Annotated in this window: 14 protein-coding genes, 1 tRNA gene, 1 other RNA gene and 1 pseudogene; 8 read left to right on the plus strand and 9 right to left on the minus strand. The window is 60.5% G+C overall.

Translation table 11 applies throughout. The features are described from left to right. Position 1: 1 nt before the first annotated feature. Both G9463_RS16430 and G9463_RS16435 read right to left on the minus strand, forming a co-directional pair. Positions 2-628, minus strand: a complete 627-nt coding sequence (locus G9463_RS16430; RefSeq protein WP_165897290.1) for a molecular chaperone — start codon at positions 626-628, stop codon at positions 2-4. Next, positions 625-2,760 (minus strand): hydrogenase iron-sulfur subunit, encoded by a 2,136-nt coding sequence (locus G9463_RS16435; protein WP_165897291.1) that lies wholly within the window; start codon positions 2,758-2,760, stop codon positions 625-627. The genes G9463_RS16430 and G9463_RS16435 overlap by 4 nt, the downstream gene beginning before the upstream one ends. A gap of 233 nt (positions 2,761-2,993) precedes the next feature. Between G9463_RS16435 and G9463_RS16440 the strand changes: the two genes are divergently transcribed. Genes G9463_RS16440 through G9463_RS16455 form a run of 4 tightly spaced genes read left to right on the plus strand, consistent with a single transcriptional unit; the run spans position 2,994 to position 8,513 of the window. Beyond that, positions 2,994-6,395: a formate dehydrogenase subunit alpha gene (locus G9463_RS16440; protein ID WP_165897292.1), complete on the plus strand. Its 3,402-nt coding sequence runs from the start codon at positions 2,994-2,996 to the stop codon at positions 6,393-6,395. 11 nt (positions 6,396-6,406) lie between these two features. Beyond that, positions 6,407-7,069 (plus strand): 4Fe-4S dicluster domain-containing protein, encoded by a 663-nt coding sequence (locus tag G9463_RS16445; RefSeq protein WP_049944150.1) that lies wholly within the window; start codon positions 6,407-6,409, stop codon positions 7,067-7,069. Continuing rightward, the gene (locus G9463_RS16450) at positions 7,066-7,476 is read left to right on the plus strand and encodes a hypothetical protein (RefSeq protein WP_007187734.1); all 411 of its coding nucleotides are present in this window, start codon (positions 7,066-7,068) and stop codon (positions 7,474-7,476) included. The genes G9463_RS16445 and G9463_RS16450 overlap by 4 nt, the downstream gene beginning before the upstream one ends. After that, positions 7,473-8,513: a cytochrome b/b6 domain-containing protein gene (locus G9463_RS16455; protein WP_165897293.1), complete on the plus strand. Its 1,041-nt coding sequence runs from the start codon at positions 7,473-7,475 to the stop codon at positions 8,511-8,513. Before G9463_RS16450 ends, G9463_RS16455 begins: the two co-directional genes overlap by 4 nt. Positions 8,514-8,540: 27 nt before the next feature. Here the strand turns inward: G9463_RS16455 and G9463_RS16460 are convergent, their stop codons facing one another. Further along, positions 8,541-8,939, minus strand: a complete 399-nt coding sequence (locus G9463_RS16460; protein ID WP_004956867.1) for a hypothetical protein — start codon at positions 8,937-8,939, stop codon at positions 8,541-8,543. 90 nt (positions 8,940-9,029) lie between these two features. On the opposite strand from G9463_RS16460, the gene G9463_RS16465 reads away from it, so the two are divergent. Continuing rightward, entirely contained in the window at positions 9,030-9,206 is a 177-nt protein-coding gene (locus tag G9463_RS16465; protein WP_165897294.1) for a hypothetical protein, read from the plus strand. A 609-nt stretch (positions 9,207-9,815) separates the two neighbouring features. On the opposite strand, the gene G9463_RS16470 is transcribed toward G9463_RS16465, so the two are convergent. From G9463_RS16470 to G9463_RS16480, 3 genes are all read right to left on the minus strand, one after another. Next, on the minus strand, positions 9,816-10,580 hold the full coding sequence (locus G9463_RS16470) for an IclR family transcriptional regulator (RefSeq protein ID WP_004956872.1): 765 nt from the start codon (positions 10,578-10,580) through the stop codon (positions 9,816-9,818). Positions 10,581-10,901: 321 nt separating this feature from the next. Then, positions 10,902-11,765 (minus strand): fumarylacetoacetate hydrolase family protein, encoded by an 864-nt coding sequence (locus G9463_RS16475; protein WP_165897295.1) that lies wholly within the window; start codon positions 11,763-11,765, stop codon positions 10,902-10,904. Between the two features lie 529 nt (positions 11,766-12,294). Beyond that, entirely contained in the window at positions 12,295-12,897 is a 603-nt protein-coding gene (locus tag G9463_RS16480) for a class I SAM-dependent methyltransferase (RefSeq protein ID WP_165897296.1), read from the minus strand. A gap of 100 nt (positions 12,898-12,997) precedes the next feature. Between G9463_RS16480 and G9463_RS16485 the strand changes: the two genes are divergently transcribed. Then, a complete protein-coding gene (locus G9463_RS16485; RefSeq protein ID WP_165897297.1) occupies positions 12,998-14,680 on the plus strand; it encodes an acyl-CoA synthetase in 1,683 nt (560 codons plus the stop codon). A gap of 314 nt (positions 14,681-14,994) precedes the next feature. Here the strand turns inward: G9463_RS16485 and ffs are convergent. Both ffs and G9463_RS16495 read right to left on the minus strand, forming a co-directional pair. Next, positions 14,995-15,307: signal recognition particle sRNA (gene ffs / locus G9463_RS16490), an RNA gene on the minus strand. 79 nt (positions 15,308-15,386) lie between these two features. Continuing rightward, positions 15,387-15,800: a hypothetical protein gene (locus G9463_RS16495; RefSeq protein ID WP_121303278.1), complete on the minus strand. Its 414-nt coding sequence runs from the start codon at positions 15,798-15,800 to the stop codon at positions 15,387-15,389. 79 nt (positions 15,801-15,879) lie between these two features. Between G9463_RS16495 and G9463_RS16500 the strand changes: the two genes are divergently transcribed. Both G9463_RS16500 and G9463_RS16505 read left to right on the plus strand, forming a co-directional pair. Further along, on the plus strand, positions 15,880-16,155 hold the full coding sequence (locus tag G9463_RS16500; RefSeq protein WP_007187739.1) for a DUF5798 family protein: 276 nt from the start codon (positions 15,880-15,882) through the stop codon (positions 16,153-16,155). Between the two features lie 74 nt (positions 16,156-16,229). After that, a tRNA-Arg gene (locus G9463_RS16505) sits at positions 16,230-16,304 on the plus strand. Positions 16,305-16,646: 342 nt separating this feature from the next. Here the strand turns inward: G9463_RS16505 and G9463_RS16510 are convergent. Next, positions 16,647-16,747: pseudogene (locus tag G9463_RS16510) on the minus strand (IS1595 family transposase); the annotation flags it as partial.

Here is a 16,747-nt window from a genome sequence, read left to right on the forward strand (position 1 = left end):
GCTAGCCGATCTGGGCGACGATTTCGTCTTCGAAGCGGACGAGCCCTTCACAGATGAGCGCCGCTGCGAGGAACAGTCCGTCATCGGCCTCGTCGCGCATCTCGTCGGCGAATTCGACAACCCACTCGCTGAGGTGTTGCTCAATGAACACCCGCTCGTAGCCGACGGTCTCCTCGTCGCCCTCTCGCTGGCGCTCGATGAGATACCGCAGGAACGCCATTTCGACGGCGATGAAGTCGTCCTCTTCGGGGTAGTTCTCGGGGGGTGCCCAGCCCGCCGCGGCGTAGCTGGCATCGACCTCGGCGAGCCCTTCCCCGATGAACTCCGTGTCCTCGCGGTAGTTCGTCTCGTGGGGCAACACCGGCGGTCGCGGGCCGACAAGCAGGTCCGTGTACTCCCGTTCGAGGGTGTCCTGCACCGCCGAAACCGACTGGTCGGCGTTCTCGTCGATCCACGACGCAAGCATCTCGAAGCCCTCGTCGAGCTGGTCGTTGATGGATTCTTCCGGCAGTTGCACCTCGCCGCTCAACAGTCCCTCGACGAACGCTTCCTCGGGCACGTCCCAGAACACGTCGATAACGAAATCCACCAGTTCGAGGCGGGCCTCGTAGACGGCCGCGTCGTTCATCGTTTCTCCCCCTGGTCGAACAGCAGACGACTCCGGCAGTCGCTACAGTACTCGAAGACGGAGTGGTCGGCATCGGGAGCCAGACCCTCGACCTGATCGCCGACCTCCTCCTCAATCTTGTCGGCGGAGGCGACGCTGGTGAAGGGCTTGCCACAGCGGACACATTCCAGCATATCGCCATCGTGGACGGTCACCCAGGCCTCGCCGCCCCTGTTCTCGGGAAGCAGGGAGAGGTCCAGTCCGTCGTGCATCGTAATCGCCGTTTCCGGGCAGCCCTCCTCACAGAGGCCGCAGTTGACGCAGTCCGCGTGGTTGAACGCCAGTTCGCCCTCACCGGTCCGCTGGATGGCGTCGGTCGGACAGAGGTTCGTACAGGTCGGCGTCAGCGTACACGCGTCGTTGACATCCATAACCCCGAAGTCCTTCAGCCCGCGAATCACCTCGCGTTCGGGCTCGACGTGGTCGAGAATAGCTCGAACACTCTCCAAGGTCCAGCCGTGGCTGTCGAAATCGGGGTTTGGGCGAGGGTCCTCCCGGTCGGCGTCGCTGCGGCCGGTCGCCTCGTAGCCGCCGGCCGGAATCGGTGTCTCGTCGAGCCCGAACTCGACGAACCCGGACAGCGACTCGACGAACGCCTCGGGGTTGCCGGCCTCGGGCGCAAAGAAGCCGACCCGGTCACCGAGCCCAAGGTCGGTTGTCGCCTGATTGAGCCGGTCAACTAGCTCTTGCTTGGGATCCGGGCCGGAGTGCAGACACGAGCCACCACAGCCGACGACGGCGACGCCGTCCGCACCGGCCGCAAGCGCGTGCATGACGTGTGCCTCGCCGACCGTGTCCGTGCAGTTGACCGAAACCGGAAGGATAGGCGGGTAGTCGAGGTCGCCTGACTGCACGGCCTTGCGTCCGTGCGCCCGCAGGCGGTCCATCGCGTACTCCGAACAGACGAACGCGATGACCTGGGTGTCGATACCTGCGCTGTCGCCCCGCGAGAGCAAGCCCTCGTCGGAATCGTCTTCCAGCAACGCCTCGACTTCGCGGGCGAGCCGTCGGTTCGAGGGCTCGCGGAGCTGTGTCGCGCCCGTCGGACAGGAACTCGTACAGGCCCCGCAGTTCTCGCAGGCCACCTCATCGAACTCCACGGAGTCGATAGTCGGTCGGTCGACCGCGCCGTGAGGGCAGGCGTCGACGCAGGCCGTACATCCCTCCTGACTGGATGCCCCGGCCGCACAGACATCCATCTCGAGGTCGAGGAACTGTGGTTTCTCGATGCCGCCCAGTTGCGATTCGACTGCGGCGATGGTTCCGGCGTCGACCGGCCCGGTGTAGAAGCCCAGCCGGCCGCCGCGAGCGTCGTCGCGGCCGCCGGGGTAGATGACCTGGTCGACTTCGACAGTACGGGTAAAGCCGTCCAGATCGATGGCGTCGGTCGGGCAGGTGTTCGTCCACTCGCCGTCGGGCGCGTCCGGATGGATATCAACGGGGAACTCCGTCACCATCCCATCCGGCCCCTCGCGCACACAGTCCATGCAGTCGATACAGTCGTCGGTGACGCGGGCCTCTAACGTGAGCTCGTACTCGCCGTAGGAGCCCTCGATGTCGACGACGCGCCCGCGTTCCATCGTCACGTCACCGAGCCCGTCCACGTCGGCGAAGTCCCGCCCGTCCGCGATGAACAACACGTCGGCATCGTCGGTCAGTGACCGCGCCGCGCCGGGGTCGCCCACGACAGCGACGCGGTTCCCAGCGTCTTTCGACACCGTTCGCGACGGCGCTTCCTCACGGAGGCCGGCCTGTTTCGCGTTGATGAGACGGGCCGTCTTGTCGGTGGCCGCTGTCTCGTCGTGGACCCAGGCGCTGGTTTCCCGATGGTCGACGAACACCGATGCCTCGGGATGAAGGTCGTGTTCGTCGGCAAGCCCGCGGATGCGGTCCTGACACGACGGTTCCGGCGTCGTCGCGATGACCTGATCGAGATCGTACTCCTCGATGACCTGTGACATCCCCGCCAAGCCGTCCTGACAGAGCAGTTCGGAACTGGCGACAACATCGACATCGTCGACACCGTCCCGAACCGCTTCGAGGTCGATGTCACACGATCCCCCACAGGAACACACAAAGGCGCCTGTATTCATTAATCATGCAAAATCCTGTCCCGGTAATAGACCTTGCGGAGTGTTCACACATCTATTCATGAATTCAACCCTAAATACTGGGGAGGCCAGAAAATTTCATGAACTATAATGGCTAACTATGACACATTTTATCATGGAGGGCATTGAATTTGTGCAACGGCTAGATAGACAATGACAAACCAGATTGCGTGGCAAACACGGACAGCATCGGTGATGGGTGGGCACCAGTCACCATGAGTACACAGCAGGAACCAGTCTCACTGGATCTCGACCGGCGCTCGTTCATGAAGGCGAGCGCCCTCGCGGGCGGGGTCGCCCTTGGCGTCAGCGGCGCTGGTCGGGCACTTCAGGAGGATGGCGAGGAAACGGACGGGACAGATACGGACACCGAACTGACCAAGACGATCTGCAACTACTGCTCGGTGGGTTGTGGCTTCCGTGGTGAGCGGGAGGGTAATTCCTTCGTCGGCATGGAGCCGTGGCATGAACACCCAATAAATGCCGGGTCGCTCTGCTCGAAAGGGGCCGGCATATACGAGACCGAACACTCCGAGAAGCGTCTCAAACACCCGATGATACAGGAGGACGGGGAGTGGCGCAAACTCGGGTGGAACGAAACGTACGACCGTCTGGCGACAGACATCCGGGCCCTGTGGCCCGACGACGACACCTCTCCGGACGAGGCTGTCGACGTCGACGCGGAGCACAGTCGCGAGAGCGTGATGTTGCTCGGCAGCGCCCATCACTCCAACGAGGAGGCCTACGCCATCAGGAAGCTGGCGGCGTTTATGGGTACGAACAACATCGACCACCAGGCCCGTATCTGTCACTCTACGACAGTCACGGGACTGGCAAACACTTGGGGCTACGGCGCGATGACAAACACCGTTCAGGACTACCGGAACTTCGACCTGAACATCATCATCGGCCAGAACCCGGCTGAGGCACACCCCATCGCGATGCAGCACATTCTCGAAGGGCAGAAACGGGGCGGAACCATCCTCAATCTGGACCCGCGGTTCACGAAGACATCGGCTCACGCCGACGAGTTCATGCGGTTCCGTCCGGGCACCGACGTGGCTCTGATGATGGGCATCATCAAGGAGCTCCGTGACAAGCACGGGCTCGCGATGGACCCCGACGCGGACGAAACTGGGCAGAATATGCTCACTGACCGCGTCCAGGGCTGGGAAGACGTCGACGCGGAACTCGACGAGTACGACAAGGAGACGGTCGAGGAAATCACGTGGGTGTCCGCCGAGGACATAGAGCGCATCGCCGACATGATCGACGAGGCCCGACCACACGTCCAGATCGAGTGGGCGATGGGCGGGACACAGCACAACAACGGGACCCAGAACATCCGCTCGTACGCGGTGGCGAGCCTCGCCTCCGGGAGTGCGGCCCGGAGCGGTGGCGGGCTGCAGGTCATGCGCGGACACGCGAACGTTCAGGGAGCGACCGACCTCGCGGTCGCTAGCCACATCCTGCCGGGGTATTACGGTCTGTCACCGGGTGGCTGGTCGTGGTGGGCTGAAATCTGGGACCGGACGCCCGAGACCAGCGGCGACACGTCGTTTGCGGATATGTACAACCGGTTCGAGCTGATGTCGCCGGAGAAGTACGTCCGCCAGAGCCCGACCTACAAAGGGAGTGAGGACGCGGATTCGCTGCCGCCGAACACCGCCCACGGGCCGAACAACCCGGCGGAGAACTCGATGATGTTCCAGAACGGGCTGACCGTGGCCCGCTGGTTCGAATCGGCGCTTGATCAGGAAGACCGGTATCAGGAAACACCGATCTACCAGCCCGACCAGACGAAAATCGCGGTCTTCTGGGGGCACTCGGCGAACTCTATCAGCGAGATGGAGCAGATGAAAGAGGGGATGGAGAACCTCGACCTGCTGGTCGTCGTCGACGTGTTCCCCTCCGTCGCGAGCGTCCTGCCGGATTACGAGGACGGACCGCCGGTACTGCTGTTGCCAGCGTCTAGCCAGTACGAGCACTACCGGTCGCTGACCAACACGAACCGGTCGGTCCAGTGGTCCGAACCGGTCCGCTCGCCGGCACACAACTCCAAGCCGGACCTCCAGATCATGCAGGAACTGGCTGGCTATCTAGGCTTTGGCGAACACTTCGACTGGGGCGCGGGCTCGGAGCTATACAATGGCAAGTCCTCATACGAGGGCGTCGTCCGCGAGTTCAACCTCGGGACGAACACCATCGGCTACCGGCAGACGCCCGAACGGCTCCAGCAACATCTGGAGTACGACTACGCGTTCTCCAACGAGGACCTCAAAGGAGCCGAAGGAACGCCTGTCGCGGGCGAATACTGGATGCTCCCTTGGCCCTGCTGGGGCGAAGACCATCCGGGGACGCCGATTATCTGGAACGACGATCTGGACCCCAACAACGGGGGCCAGGACTTCCGGACCCGCTGGGGCGTCTCGGCACCCACGCCTGAAGACTGGGCCGATATGCCGACAGACGACGACTACCCGATGCAGGAGACGCTCGACGCTGTCGGCGACCGCTACGAGAGTCAGGAGGAAGCGCTCGATCTGACCCGGGCACCGTACAACCCCGCATGGGCCGACGACGACGACACGGCTGCGGACGGCATGATCCACGGCATCCCGGAGTACCCTGGCTGGAAGGTGACGCCGCCACAGAGCCTCATCGATCCGAATCAGGAGGTCCAGCCGGACGAACTCACCATCCCGCAACAGTACGCACTCGACAATCAGGAGTCGGTGTACACCGCCGCGCAGGCGCTGAACAACCCCGACACCGGGAGCGCAGTGTTCGACGAGTATCTCGAAACGATGATCGGGGAAGGCGTCGACCCCGAATTCTACGAGCAGTACGACTTCAAACAGCCCGACGCGCCGACCGGGCGCGGCCGGGCACGCGCCGTCGTCTGGAGCTTCCTCGATAAGGTGCCGGTGCACCGCGAACCCATTGAGGGGCCGGACACGGAACTGCTGAACGAATGGCCGGCGAACGGCCAGCAGCGGAACTTCTATCGCCTCGACCAGAACAACCTCGTCGAACAGGAACAGGCGACGGACATCATCCACAATCAGGACGACGGGCCAGATCTGGACACGATCATGACCAGCGGTCGGCAGGTCGAACATCAGGGCGGTGGTGCGGAGACGCGGAACAACATCCACACCGCCGACCTCCAGCCGCACATGTACGCTGAGATAACGCCGAACAAGGCGGAAGAACTCGGCATTGACGGCGGCGACCTCGTCGTCATCTCCTCGACGGACCGCGGTTCCGTGCTGGTGAAAGCCCGCGTGACGGACCGGCCGAACGACCGAGAAGTGTTCCTGCCGTACCACTGGGGCGGCGTGTTCAAAGGCGAGAGTCTGGAGGACAAGTACCCTGACGGGCACGTTCCCTACGCTATCGGGGACTCAGCGAACGCCATCACGTCCCGCGGCTACGACGTGGAAACCCAGATGCAGGAGACGAAGGTGTCGATGGTCGCGGTCAACCCGGCGACACCGGAGGTACTGGACCGGTACAACATCGACGTGGACCTCGACTTTGACTTCCCGCAGGACGTGAACGACGTCGGGACGCAGAAGGACTTCGATGTCCGCGACAACTCGACGGTGCAATGAGGTGAGCTAGTATGTCAACAGGCAATGAAGTGATGCACGACGGCGTGATGAGTACCGGCGAGGATGCGCGCATCTTCCCGGATGTTGAGGCGTGTATCGACTGTGGTGGCTGTGTTGTCTCCTGTAAGCGTACGTGGGACGTCCCACGGGACGAACAGCGAATCAGTATCGCGACGATGCTCGAAGGCCAGGAAGCCGCATCGGGGCTCAACGCCAGCAGCGGCCAGGCGATAGGCCAAGGTGAGTCACCCGGTGAAACCGCCGTGCCGATGCAGTGCTATCACTGTTCGAACGCGCCGTGCGTCTCGGTGTGTCCGACCGACTCGCTCATCTCGAAGGAGAACGGCTTCGTGCGGGTCCGTGACGACCTCTGTATCGGTTGCCAGTACTGCCTCTCGGCGTGTCCGTTCGGCGCGCCACAGTTCCCCAGCGAGGACGAGGGCGTTGCCAATCTCGTCGGCAGCGGTGGCAACATGGACAAGTGTACCATGTGCGAGGAACGTCAGGATGTCGGCAAGGGGCCGGCCTGCGCCGAGGAGTGTGCCACCGACGCCATCCTGGTCGGGACGCCGGCCCAGATATCGGACGAACTGGACAACAGGGACAGCGGCACGTTCTTCAACGACGTGGCTATGGACATCATCTTTGGCGAGGACGCCAGTGAGTTCCAATGACGAACACAGAAGACCTCCCGGAGGTGAACGGCTACAGCCGCGTTTCGGTGCTCGTCAGCGCGGTCGTCGGCCTCGCTGTCGCGGCGCTGGCGCTGTTCTGGGCACAGGGATTCAGACTCGGCTATGAATCGCTGTACCGGGTCAACCCGAGCGTCGCGGGCGGCGGTATCGGCGCGGACTGGGTGTTCGGTAACACTATCCCCGCGCTCGATTTCCTCATCGCGCTCATCCACGCGGCCGACGTCATCCTCGGCGCGTTCATTCTCGTGATGGTGTTCATCCACTGGGCGGCGTTCCAGCGTCTGGCAGGCAAGATGCGCGAACCGGGTGAGGATACCAGCGAGGCCGTCGCGGCCGACGGTGGTTCGCCGGCCCGCGGCGACGGACAGGGAGGTGACGGCGCATGAGCAATCTCGACCACGGGAAGTTCACGCGCGTGACGACCCTGTTCCATTCGCTGCTGGGGCTGGACGTGTTCCTCCTGTTTTTCACCGGCTACGCCATCATGTTCAACGACGAACTGTGGTGGATGCTGACGCTGATGGGCGGGGCCTCAGGCGTGACGGCGATCCACCGCATCACCGGCATCGGGCTGGTTGCACTCGTCATCTTCTGGATTACGCTCCAGCTTATCTCCTCGACCGGCCGGAGCAACTTCGCGAAAATCCTCCCGGCGAAAGACGACGTCGACGCGTTCATTCAGGATATCCAGTTCGTGCTCGGTCGAGCCGACGAACGACACCCGAGCGCGCGGCAGTTCGCCGGCTACAAGGCCGACGAGGTCCCGCTACTGTCCTACATCGGCAAGGGCGTCGTGTTCATCTTCTCCATCGAGCTAACCCTGCTAGCGATTTCGGGGCTGCTCATCTGGAGCAAGACCGGCCTCGCCGCGATGTTCCAGACCAAGGCGGCCGCGATGGCCTTCGTCACGTTCCACGGCCTGCTGGGCGTTATCATGCTGATGGGGGTCATGTTCCACATCTTCGAGCACGGGATGCACCCTGCCTTCTACCCCGTCGAGACGAAGGCGTTCATTCCCCGAAGCATGGTGCCCGAACACCACGGTGACGACGACGAGGAGCCGGACACCACGGGGATCGAACGCCTCTCGCTGTCCCCGTCCTGGCGGACTGTCTCGACGATCTTCGGCGCGATGACCGTCATCGGCATCGTTTCCGTGCTCATTGGGAGCATCTTCGACGAGGGCTATCCGGTGCCCCGCGAACTCGCCATTGGCGGCGGTCCGTCGAGCATTCTGTTGACTATCGGTATCAACCTCGGCATGGTCGTCCTCGGTGTCGGGCTCGTGCTGTCGATGTACGGGAACGTCCTGCGCATCCGCTGGGAACAACAGCTAGAACGAGACGAGCGGCCGGCCGCGGCTGACGGGGGCGAACCCCAGACCGACGGCGGCCAGCCTGAATCAGACGACAGCGAAAACTGAACCGACTGAGGACCGTTTTTCGTGCAGCTACGCGATGAGTGCCTGTCCTTCCGGTGACAGCTCGACATCGACGTCCTGCCGGGTCTGTTCCTGAATCTGGTTCAGGTTCCGGGTCAGGACCTGCAGGATGTCTTTTGGCTCCGGGTAGACGAGCATATTACCGTCGCCGTCCTCCATGACCAGTTGTGTATCGGAGAGCGCGACCTGGTCGCCCTCGATGCTGGCGACGATGACATCCAGTGCTTCCGCGCCGCCGGGGTCGCCCTCCGTCACTTTCGTAATATAGAGCGCATCGAGCCCAATGAGGTCCTTGTACTCGCGGACCTGTTCGGCACAGGCGACCATGTCCTGCGTCACCGCCGTCTTTTGGTCGTTCCCATGCTCTCCCTCGTAGCAGTGTTTACAGATTCGTAGTTCGAGGCGCATGCCCCTGACTATGTGATTGGGTCTCATTACCGTTGTGGGGATGGCGATTCGACCACCAGTGTTTACTGTACTGCTGTGAAATGGTATCATATGGCATCAGCGCTTAACGCAGTGTATCTGGCACTGGTCGTCGTCGTCGGCGTCGTCGGAACGCTGTTCGTCGCAAGCATCAGGTCCACAGACGTGCGGTCCCGGTGGCTCGAACTGTCATCGACCGGGGTCGTGGTACTGTTCCTGCTGGCTCTGGGCGTCCAGTTCCTCGCGTAACCGTGCACCCCTGATTTGTTGGGAGATACCGCCGGAACGATAGCTGCTGTTGCGTGGCTACCTGAGCAACATATATGGGCGGATAGTTCATGCTCTCCCTTATTATTGGCAAAATATAATTCTATCTACCCAAACCTATAGACGGATTTTGCACTATCGATTTTTCAGAGCCTGAATTAGGTCTATATTAGGCATAGCTGTATATAAAATCGACATTTGGATATACTAGCCATAGCGACGGTGGGTTTTGCTACTATTTCGAGCACAGCCAGTGATAGGGAACGCATAATCGATGTGTCTCGTCTGGAGTAACAGTAGTACATCCATTATTGAGATTGGGACCGTGTCGGAGTCGTGGTCGTATCTCGTACCGAACAGTGTAAGATAGCGTTGGAAAGCCGTTCACTCATCATGAATCGGGTATGGACACCGTTCAGCAGCCAGAGCTATGAACTGGCGGTTATCGAATGCAAGCAGGGACTCATGCGCGTCGTGGATCCAATGCGTGCTGCAAACGCTGCCCGAATACAGCGCTACTGTCGAAAATGGGCTGTTCAGGTATCACTACCACAAGACTGTAATACCGTTCACCGCTTCTGAACACCGCTGCTATGAATAGGTAACGTTCAGCTCGATAACGTTGGCGACTTCCAGTACTTTCTGTGGGAATTCTTCGCGGAATCGATCGCCTCGGAACCGATTTGTCGGGCCCGAAACGCTGATCGCACCGATAATTTCGGTATCGTGGTTGAGCACCGGGGCAGCGACACAGCGGAGTCCTTCGAGACGCTCTTCATCATCGAAGGCGACGCCGCGCTCTCGGACGTCCGCTAGCTCTTGCTCCAGTGCCGCTCTGCTACTGATCGACTTGCTGGCCTCCCCGCCGAGTCCGTGGCGGTCGACGATCGCATCAACCCGTTCGGTCGGCATGTGTGCGAGAATCGCTTTTCCCAGCGCTGTCGTATGAAGCGGAACGCGTGTTCCGACGTGGGCTTTGACCTGCACGGCTTTGTCTCCCCGAGCACGGTACAGGTACGACCCGCGGCCGTGTTCTTCGACGAGAATATTCGCGAGCTCGCCGGTTTCTTCGGCCAGCCGGTCGACCTCTGGCTTCGCAATCTCGAACAGTTTCTGCCGGTGGCGGGCGTACGCTCCCAGCTCTAGGAACCGAAGCCCAACCTCATACACACCGTCTCTGTTGACAACGTATTCTTCCTGTTCCAGCGTGCTCAGGTAGTTGTGAACAGTACTCTTTGGGATGTCAAGGTGCTGGGCCAGTTCGGTGACACCGGCTCCGTCGAGATCTTTCAGTGCGTCAAGCACTTCGAACGTCGTCTCGGCGGATTTGACTGGGTTTTGAGCGGTTTTTGCCATACTCGGCCATGTATCCCCTCGTACTAAACAGTTGTTCAAACATCTGGGACAGAGCGGCGGCCTCGACGGCACACTGGTTTTCTCACGGCATATCGATAGCAAATCACCGCAAACTGACACGTACGCCCTGATCGATTGTCGCAGGTAGACATATCCGTGGAGCGTGCAGTCAGACGGAGGGCTGTAATAATTCCGTCGGCGCAAATCCCCGCCAGACCGACACACAGGCACGCAATCGAAACCAGTCGAGAGCCGAGCACGGTATCACAGTGTGAAACCCTCTGCGAAGCGGTTACCAGACCGCCCCGGTCCGATAGCCTTTCACACGACTGTAACTGAATTGTTCAGTGTTCCGATGGACTCAATGTTGATGCTGACTTGATCTCCCTCTTGCAGCGTAAAATCGTCGTCGGGAACGAGCGAGGTCCCGGTAAGTAGCACTGACAGCTCAGGGACTGCGTTGTGCGCGGTGTAGTACGAGACGAGTTCCTCACAGGTGCGTTTCATCTCGCTGGTGTTGGTCTCTCCGTGGTAGACACGGTCACCATCGCGGTGAATCGACATCGAAAGTGCCAGCGAGTGCGGGTCTCCGATGTCCGTGACGACGGCTGGGCCAACCGAACAACAGCGGTCGTACACCTTGGCTTGGGGGAGGTACAGCGGGTTTTCTCCCTCGATAGACCGACTGCTCATGTCGTTGCCGACAGTGTAGCCGACGATGTCGCCCTCGTAGAGAACGATTGCAAGCTCTGGCTCGGGCACGTCCCAGTCTGAGTCGGCTCGGATGCCGACCGCTTCGTCGGGGCCGACAGTCCGAGTGGGCGTCGATTTGAAAAAGATCTCCGGCCGCTCCGCATCGTACACGTCAAGGTACATCTCCGGCGTGCCGCTTTCCTCTGTCCGCGCTTCTTCACTGATCTGGTACGTGACGCCAGCGGCCCAGACTTCGTCGGCAGTGACGGGATCGGTAGCAGTGGCTTCGAGTCGTTGTTCGGACACTGCCTCAGCGGCATCGAGGTGGCGGGCGCTGAGTTCGTCCGGTGCGGTATCCGCAATCGAGGCCGATTTGAGGAGGTCACGGAGCGTTCGAAGCTGCGGTTTGACGCTGGTCAAATCGTACACACCGTCCCCAGTTTCGACCGCTAACCGCTGTGAGTTCCCGTCACGTAGCTGGTAGTACCTCATACAGAGTTGCAAACTGCAACAATACATGAATCTTGTGCTGGCAACGGTATGCTTCTTGCTTGTCGGGAGAGCACTACCGTCGGCCGGCAACCCATTCCCAATCGGGCGAACTGCCGTTCAGCAATACGGAACACTACGCATGACAGACGTACAGACGTTATTCTGGTATCCCAGTGAGCGTGTGGTGAGACACATACTCACCGCTCCCAAGCCCACTTCTACAGCGGAGAGTGATGATACTAGAACGGTTCCGTGTAACACCGCCGTTCAGTAGTTCAGTTCCTATCTGATACACAATTATCGGACTAATATCAATATAATATCAACGAGACACCGCTCTGTCACCATCCGTTCAATATGCATTTCTAATGAGCCACAGACACCTCTAAATTTGCACATGAGCTTTCCAAGCACCACCTGCATTTTTACCGCCACATTCAGATTTTTGCCACTCAACTTCGAGCATATATGTATCTATATCAGTTTCCCACCTCAATAGCGCCCTATACAAACCTACTTTCACTACGGCCTACTCAGGTACCTGAAAGATGCGGACAGTATCCCGCTTTCCGTCTATTGAATCGACCTCGGTAAGTCCACAGTCTGTGAACACCGCATTCCAGTCCCGGTAATACAGCGGGACGTTGTCATCGACGTAGTTTACTTCACCCGGGTCGCCACCTTCGTTCTCGACGGTAATCAGCAGGTCATCTACGATCCGTGCCAGTTCTTCGAACGCCCAGTCGACATCTGGGTGGAGATGTTGCAGTGTTTCGACGGAAAAAACGACATCGTACGTGTCGTCCGCGACATCTGTGACGAACTCCTCGATAGCCATGGCGTGAAACGAGCCGGTGGCTGCGAGGTCGGGGTACGTCTCAGCAAGGACATCTAACGCATCGCCGTTGATATCGACGCCGGTCAAATCCGAGTAGCCAGCTTCAGCTAGTGCAGCGAGGTGCCGCCCGGAGCTGCAGCCAACCTCCAGCACAGCCGCGTCCTGCTCGACATGCTCTGCGAGTATTGACTGCACCAGCTCACTCGTCTCGTCCGCTCCATAGTAGGCATAATACGCGGGAGAGTATTCGCCGGACCGCTCGGCCCACTCGTCCCGAATGTCGGTAGAGTCCACGGTGAAGTCGGGAGGGGAAGACGGAAAGTTCTGCCGGCTCGAGTGTGGCGACGGTGGTTCGACCGAAAGACGCAACAGCCACCCAGACGACCGGTCTGCCATGGTCTGGACAGTGATGCCGGACTTCGAGGGGTACGACGAGGCCCACGAGCAGTTCAGCTGGGACCTTCCGTCGTCGTACAATCCGGCGGTCGATTTTCTGCAAAAACACGAGAACCTCGACAGGGTGGCGCTCGAACAGGCATATCCTGACGGACAGCGCGAGCAGTACACCTTCCGCGAACTGGACGAGCTATCGGACAGACTCGCGGCGGGGTTGGCCAGTCTCGGCGTCGAGGCCGGTGACCGGGTCGGCGTCGTCGTGCCACAGAAGCCACAGAACCCAATAACGCACCTGGCGAACTGGAAGCTCGGGGCCGTCTCGGTGCCGTTGACGGTCCTGTTCGGGACGGACGCGCTCCAGTACCGGCTGGACGACGCTGGCGCGACCGTCGCCGTTATCGACCCGACCGTGCGCGATGATATCGACGCGATACGCGAGGACTGTCCGACGCTAGAGCACGTCCTCGAAATCGAAACTGACGCACCGGCTGGTGATGTCCACGCCTTCGGCGATATGCTTGCTGCGCCGGAAAACACCGACATCGAACCCTACGACTCCACGCCGGACACTGACACGGCGATACTGTACACGAGCGGGTCGACGGGACCGCCGAAAGGCGTCCGGCACTCACACGCACTGTGGCTCGGACGAGCCGCAGCCGCGTACAACTTTTTCGACCAAGGGCTGGGACCGGACGCGACAGTCTGGACGCCCGCGGACTGGGCCTGGGGCGCGGCCCTCGGCGGGACACTCTTTGCGACGTGGCATCACGGTGGAACCATCGTCGGCTATCCCGCCTCAGGGTTCGAGGCCGAGGCGGCGTTCGACCTGCTGTCCGAGTTCGATATCACCCGGTCGTTCATGCCGGCCACCGCCCTCCGAATGCTGATGGATATCGAGGACCCGACAACGACGTACGACCTCGCCATCGAGACGTTTGCCGTCGGCGGCGAGTCGTTGACCCCGGAAATCGTCGACTGGGTGGCGGAGACGTTCGACTCGGTCACCATCAACGAGTTTTACGGTCAGACAGAACTGAATCTCGTTGTCGCCAACAACTCGAACTGGTTCGACACACAGCCCAGCAGCATGGGCAAGCCGTTACCGGGGTATGACCTAGCGATTCTGGACCCCGACGCCGCCGACCGCGGCGTTGCTGCGCCGCTCTCGACCGGCGAACTCGGCGAGATAGCGGTGCGACCGCACGACCGCTCGGTGTTCTTCGACGAGTACTGGAACATGCCGGAGAAGACGGCGGCCAAAGAGGTCGACGGCTGGTTCGTTACCGGCGACTTGGCACGACAGGACGCCGACGGCTACGTCTGGTTCAAGTCGCGCAAGGACGACGTTATCATCACCAGTGGCTACCGCGTCGGGCCGATGGAGGTCGAGAGCGCGATTCTCGAACACCCCGACGCAGTTCAGGCGGGCGTCATCGGTGTCCCGGACGACACCCGGGGCGAAATCATCAAAGCGTACGTGGAAGCATCGGCCGATGCGCCGGCCCACGAGACGCTCCGGTCAGAAATCCGATCTATCGTCAGAGAGCACCTTGCCGAGTACGAATACCCCCGCGAGATCGAGTTCGCTGATGCGCTGCCACAGACGACAAGCGGGAAGATCCGCCGGAAAGAATTACAGGCGTGGAATACCGACGACAGCGCCGGCGAGTCGCCGTAGTCTCAAGTGTCGCCACCGATAGCCGTCGGATGGACGAAATCAGTTAAGCACTCCAGATATTGACGATGACAGGCTGAAAAGCAGCCCTTTTATACAAATATACGGATAAGTAGGCAAATTACTGTTCTATGTCCCTATATTTGTCTCTATATTCTGGATACGTGGTGAGATATATCTGCTATATCAGATTAATTATGGATAAGACACCACTATCTGCATCCAAATATCGGCCTTCCGCGTACAATGTACTGAGAGAGCTCCGCAAGAACGCGTCCAGTACGACTGTTCACGGGTAGTGACTGTAGGTATGAATGGAACGGACAGCCAGGATGGCCCGGCGTTCGGACGCGGGTAATCCCGTTTGCCTCCTCCACCCCGCGACCCCACGAGCGACGGGTGTTCGATGGTCCGCTGCTCACTTCCGTGCCTGGCGGAGTGCCATCGTTTAACCACGTGGGCGCACCCCTGCAGGTGCGACCACGCGGACCGCCGTCCCCGTGGGACGAGGCTTCCACGTTAGCTCACGGGGTCCACGTCCGTCAGACCGGACGCCCCCGGTGTTCGGTCCCCGCTCAAGACCACAGTGCGGGCAAGGAGGGGGGCCTAGCCCCCCGACCTAGTCCATCTGAAAGTCCGCCGCCGCCCCATAAGGGCCTTTCGGATGCGTCCACAGACCGCTGGACGACGCGCCGGTGGACAGACCGGCCTACAGCAGGTCCAGCGCCCGCGCGAACCATGTCCCACCAAGCGGGATGAGGAGGCCCGCGATGACGACGCCCCAGCGGTGGTGCTCCATCAACGTCGACTCAGTCAGTCCCAGCACGAGACTCTCGGGGACGGTGACCGCCCAGAAGACACTGAGGGCGACGATGAATACGCCCATGCCGATGCTCGCGCCCGCCGCGACACTCGGATCCGACCGTCCCTCGCGGCCGGCCGCCAGCACAATAATGCAAACAAGCGCGAATACGCCTGGCAGCAGCGGGGAGAGCGCCCCCGAACTGTAGTACGCCCCGACGGCACTCGCCGTTTCGACGAGGCCGTACGGGACCGCAAGTACAAGGAGATACAGAACGCACCCGACGATGCCGACAGTCGGAGCGAGCCGCAAGTCGTCCATATCGTCGCTCGGTCCGGCGGCGTCTTAACAGCGACGTTCGAGCGAAACGAGGAAATGTCGGCTCGCCGTAGCCAAGGCCATGGGACTGGGCTCCACCGCGAAAAAGATACAGAAGGTCGCCGACATCGCCGAGGATCTCTACAAGAAGGTCAACGAGCTGAAGACACAGCTCGAGGACCTACGGAGCACTGTCGACGAGACGAATACTCGCGTCGATGGAATGGAGCAGGAACTGGCCGAACAGCGCGCGCTCATCGAGGCACTCGCCGAAGAACGGGGTGTCGATACGGACGCGATCGTGGCCGAAGTCGCCACAGACACTGATAGCGACACAGCTGAAGCGGTTTCAGAGTAATCCCCTGACTGCGGTACCATCGCGCGGCGGAACCGGTTGGTTTAAACCATAACACCATCATACCATTGTACGTAGGGCGCTTAGCTCAGCTTGGACAGAGTGCTTGGCTTCGGACCAAACCGTCGGGGGTTCAAATCCCTCAGCGCCCGTTCGTTTTTCGAACGATTAGAATCCGACAGACAGCGGCGGGTCATTTATAAAAGAACCCCCGGTGCGCGGATTTGATTTCGTTCGATTATCGAACGATTCTGAAATACGGCAGTGCTGTCCTGCGGTTCGCTACATCTAAACGGTGCGCCCAGGAACCTAATTGTGTCGGTCAGTCGTTAAGATTGAATGTCGGTATGTGGAGAGCGGTATCCACGAGCGGATGAGGCGAAGGTATCTGATGAGGCTGATACATCAGTGCTTGATGATGAACTGGCGGTGTGTATATTGAGTGAGTATGAGAATGGTTATTACTAACGCTCATGCGTAGCACATTGTTGATTTCACAGCGTCGCTCGAACAGCGTGTTTGAGAGCAGCTCGGCCTGGTTTCCGAAACAGCTCTCGACGTAGCTGAAACGCTCTGAGATACTGTGGTAGCTTGT

This window comes from Haloarcula sp. JP-Z28, from assembly GCF_011440255.1.
GTDB lineage: Archaea > Halobacteriota > Halobacteria > Halobacteriales > Haloarculaceae > Haloarcula > Haloarcula marismortui.

What these genes read in the sequence shown, in the direction of transcription:
- G9463_RS16450 (WP_007187734.1), top strand. Translation starts at nt 7,066, where the DNA reads ATGACGAACACAGAAGACCTCCCGGAGGTGAACGGCTACAGCCGCGTT.
- G9463_RS16495 (WP_121303278.1), bottom strand. Translation starts at nt 15,800, where the DNA reads ATGGACGACTTGCGGCTCGCTCCGACTGTCGGCATCGTCGGGTGCGTT.
- G9463_RS16430 (WP_165897290.1), bottom strand. Translation starts at nt 628, where the DNA reads ATGAACGACGCGGCCGTCTACGAGGCCCGCCTCGAACTGGTGGATTTC.
- G9463_RS16455 (WP_165897293.1), top strand. Translation starts at nt 7,473, where the DNA reads ATGAGCAATCTCGACCACGGGAAGTTCACGCGCGTGACGACCCTGTTC.
- G9463_RS16440 (WP_165897292.1), top strand. Translation starts at nt 2,994, where the DNA reads ATGAGTACACAGCAGGAACCAGTCTCACTGGATCTCGACCGGCGCTCG.
- G9463_RS16500 (WP_007187739.1), top strand. Translation starts at nt 15,880, where the DNA reads ATGGGACTGGGCTCCACCGCGAAAAAGATACAGAAGGTCGCCGACATC.
- G9463_RS16485 (WP_165897297.1), top strand. Translation starts at nt 12,998, where the DNA reads ATGGTCTGGACAGTGATGCCGGACTTCGAGGGGTACGACGAGGCCCAC.
- G9463_RS16475 (WP_165897295.1), bottom strand. Translation starts at nt 11,765, where the DNA reads ATGAGGTACTACCAGCTACGTGACGGGAACTCACAGCGGTTAGCGGTC.
- G9463_RS16470 (WP_004956872.1), bottom strand. Translation starts at nt 10,580, where the DNA reads ATGGCAAAAACCGCTCAAAACCCAGTCAAATCCGCCGAGACGACGTTC.
- G9463_RS16460 (WP_004956867.1), bottom strand. Translation starts at nt 8,939, where the DNA reads ATGCGCCTCGAACTACGAATCTGTAAACACTGCTACGAGGGAGAGCAT.
- G9463_RS16435 (WP_165897291.1), bottom strand. Translation starts at nt 2,760, where the DNA reads ATGAATACAGGCGCCTTTGTGTGTTCCTGTGGGGGATCGTGTGACATC.
- G9463_RS16445 (WP_049944150.1), top strand. Translation starts at nt 6,407, where the DNA reads ATGTCAACAGGCAATGAAGTGATGCACGACGGCGTGATGAGTACCGGC.
- G9463_RS16465 (WP_165897294.1), top strand. Translation starts at nt 9,030, where the DNA reads ATGGCATCAGCGCTTAACGCAGTGTATCTGGCACTGGTCGTCGTCGTC.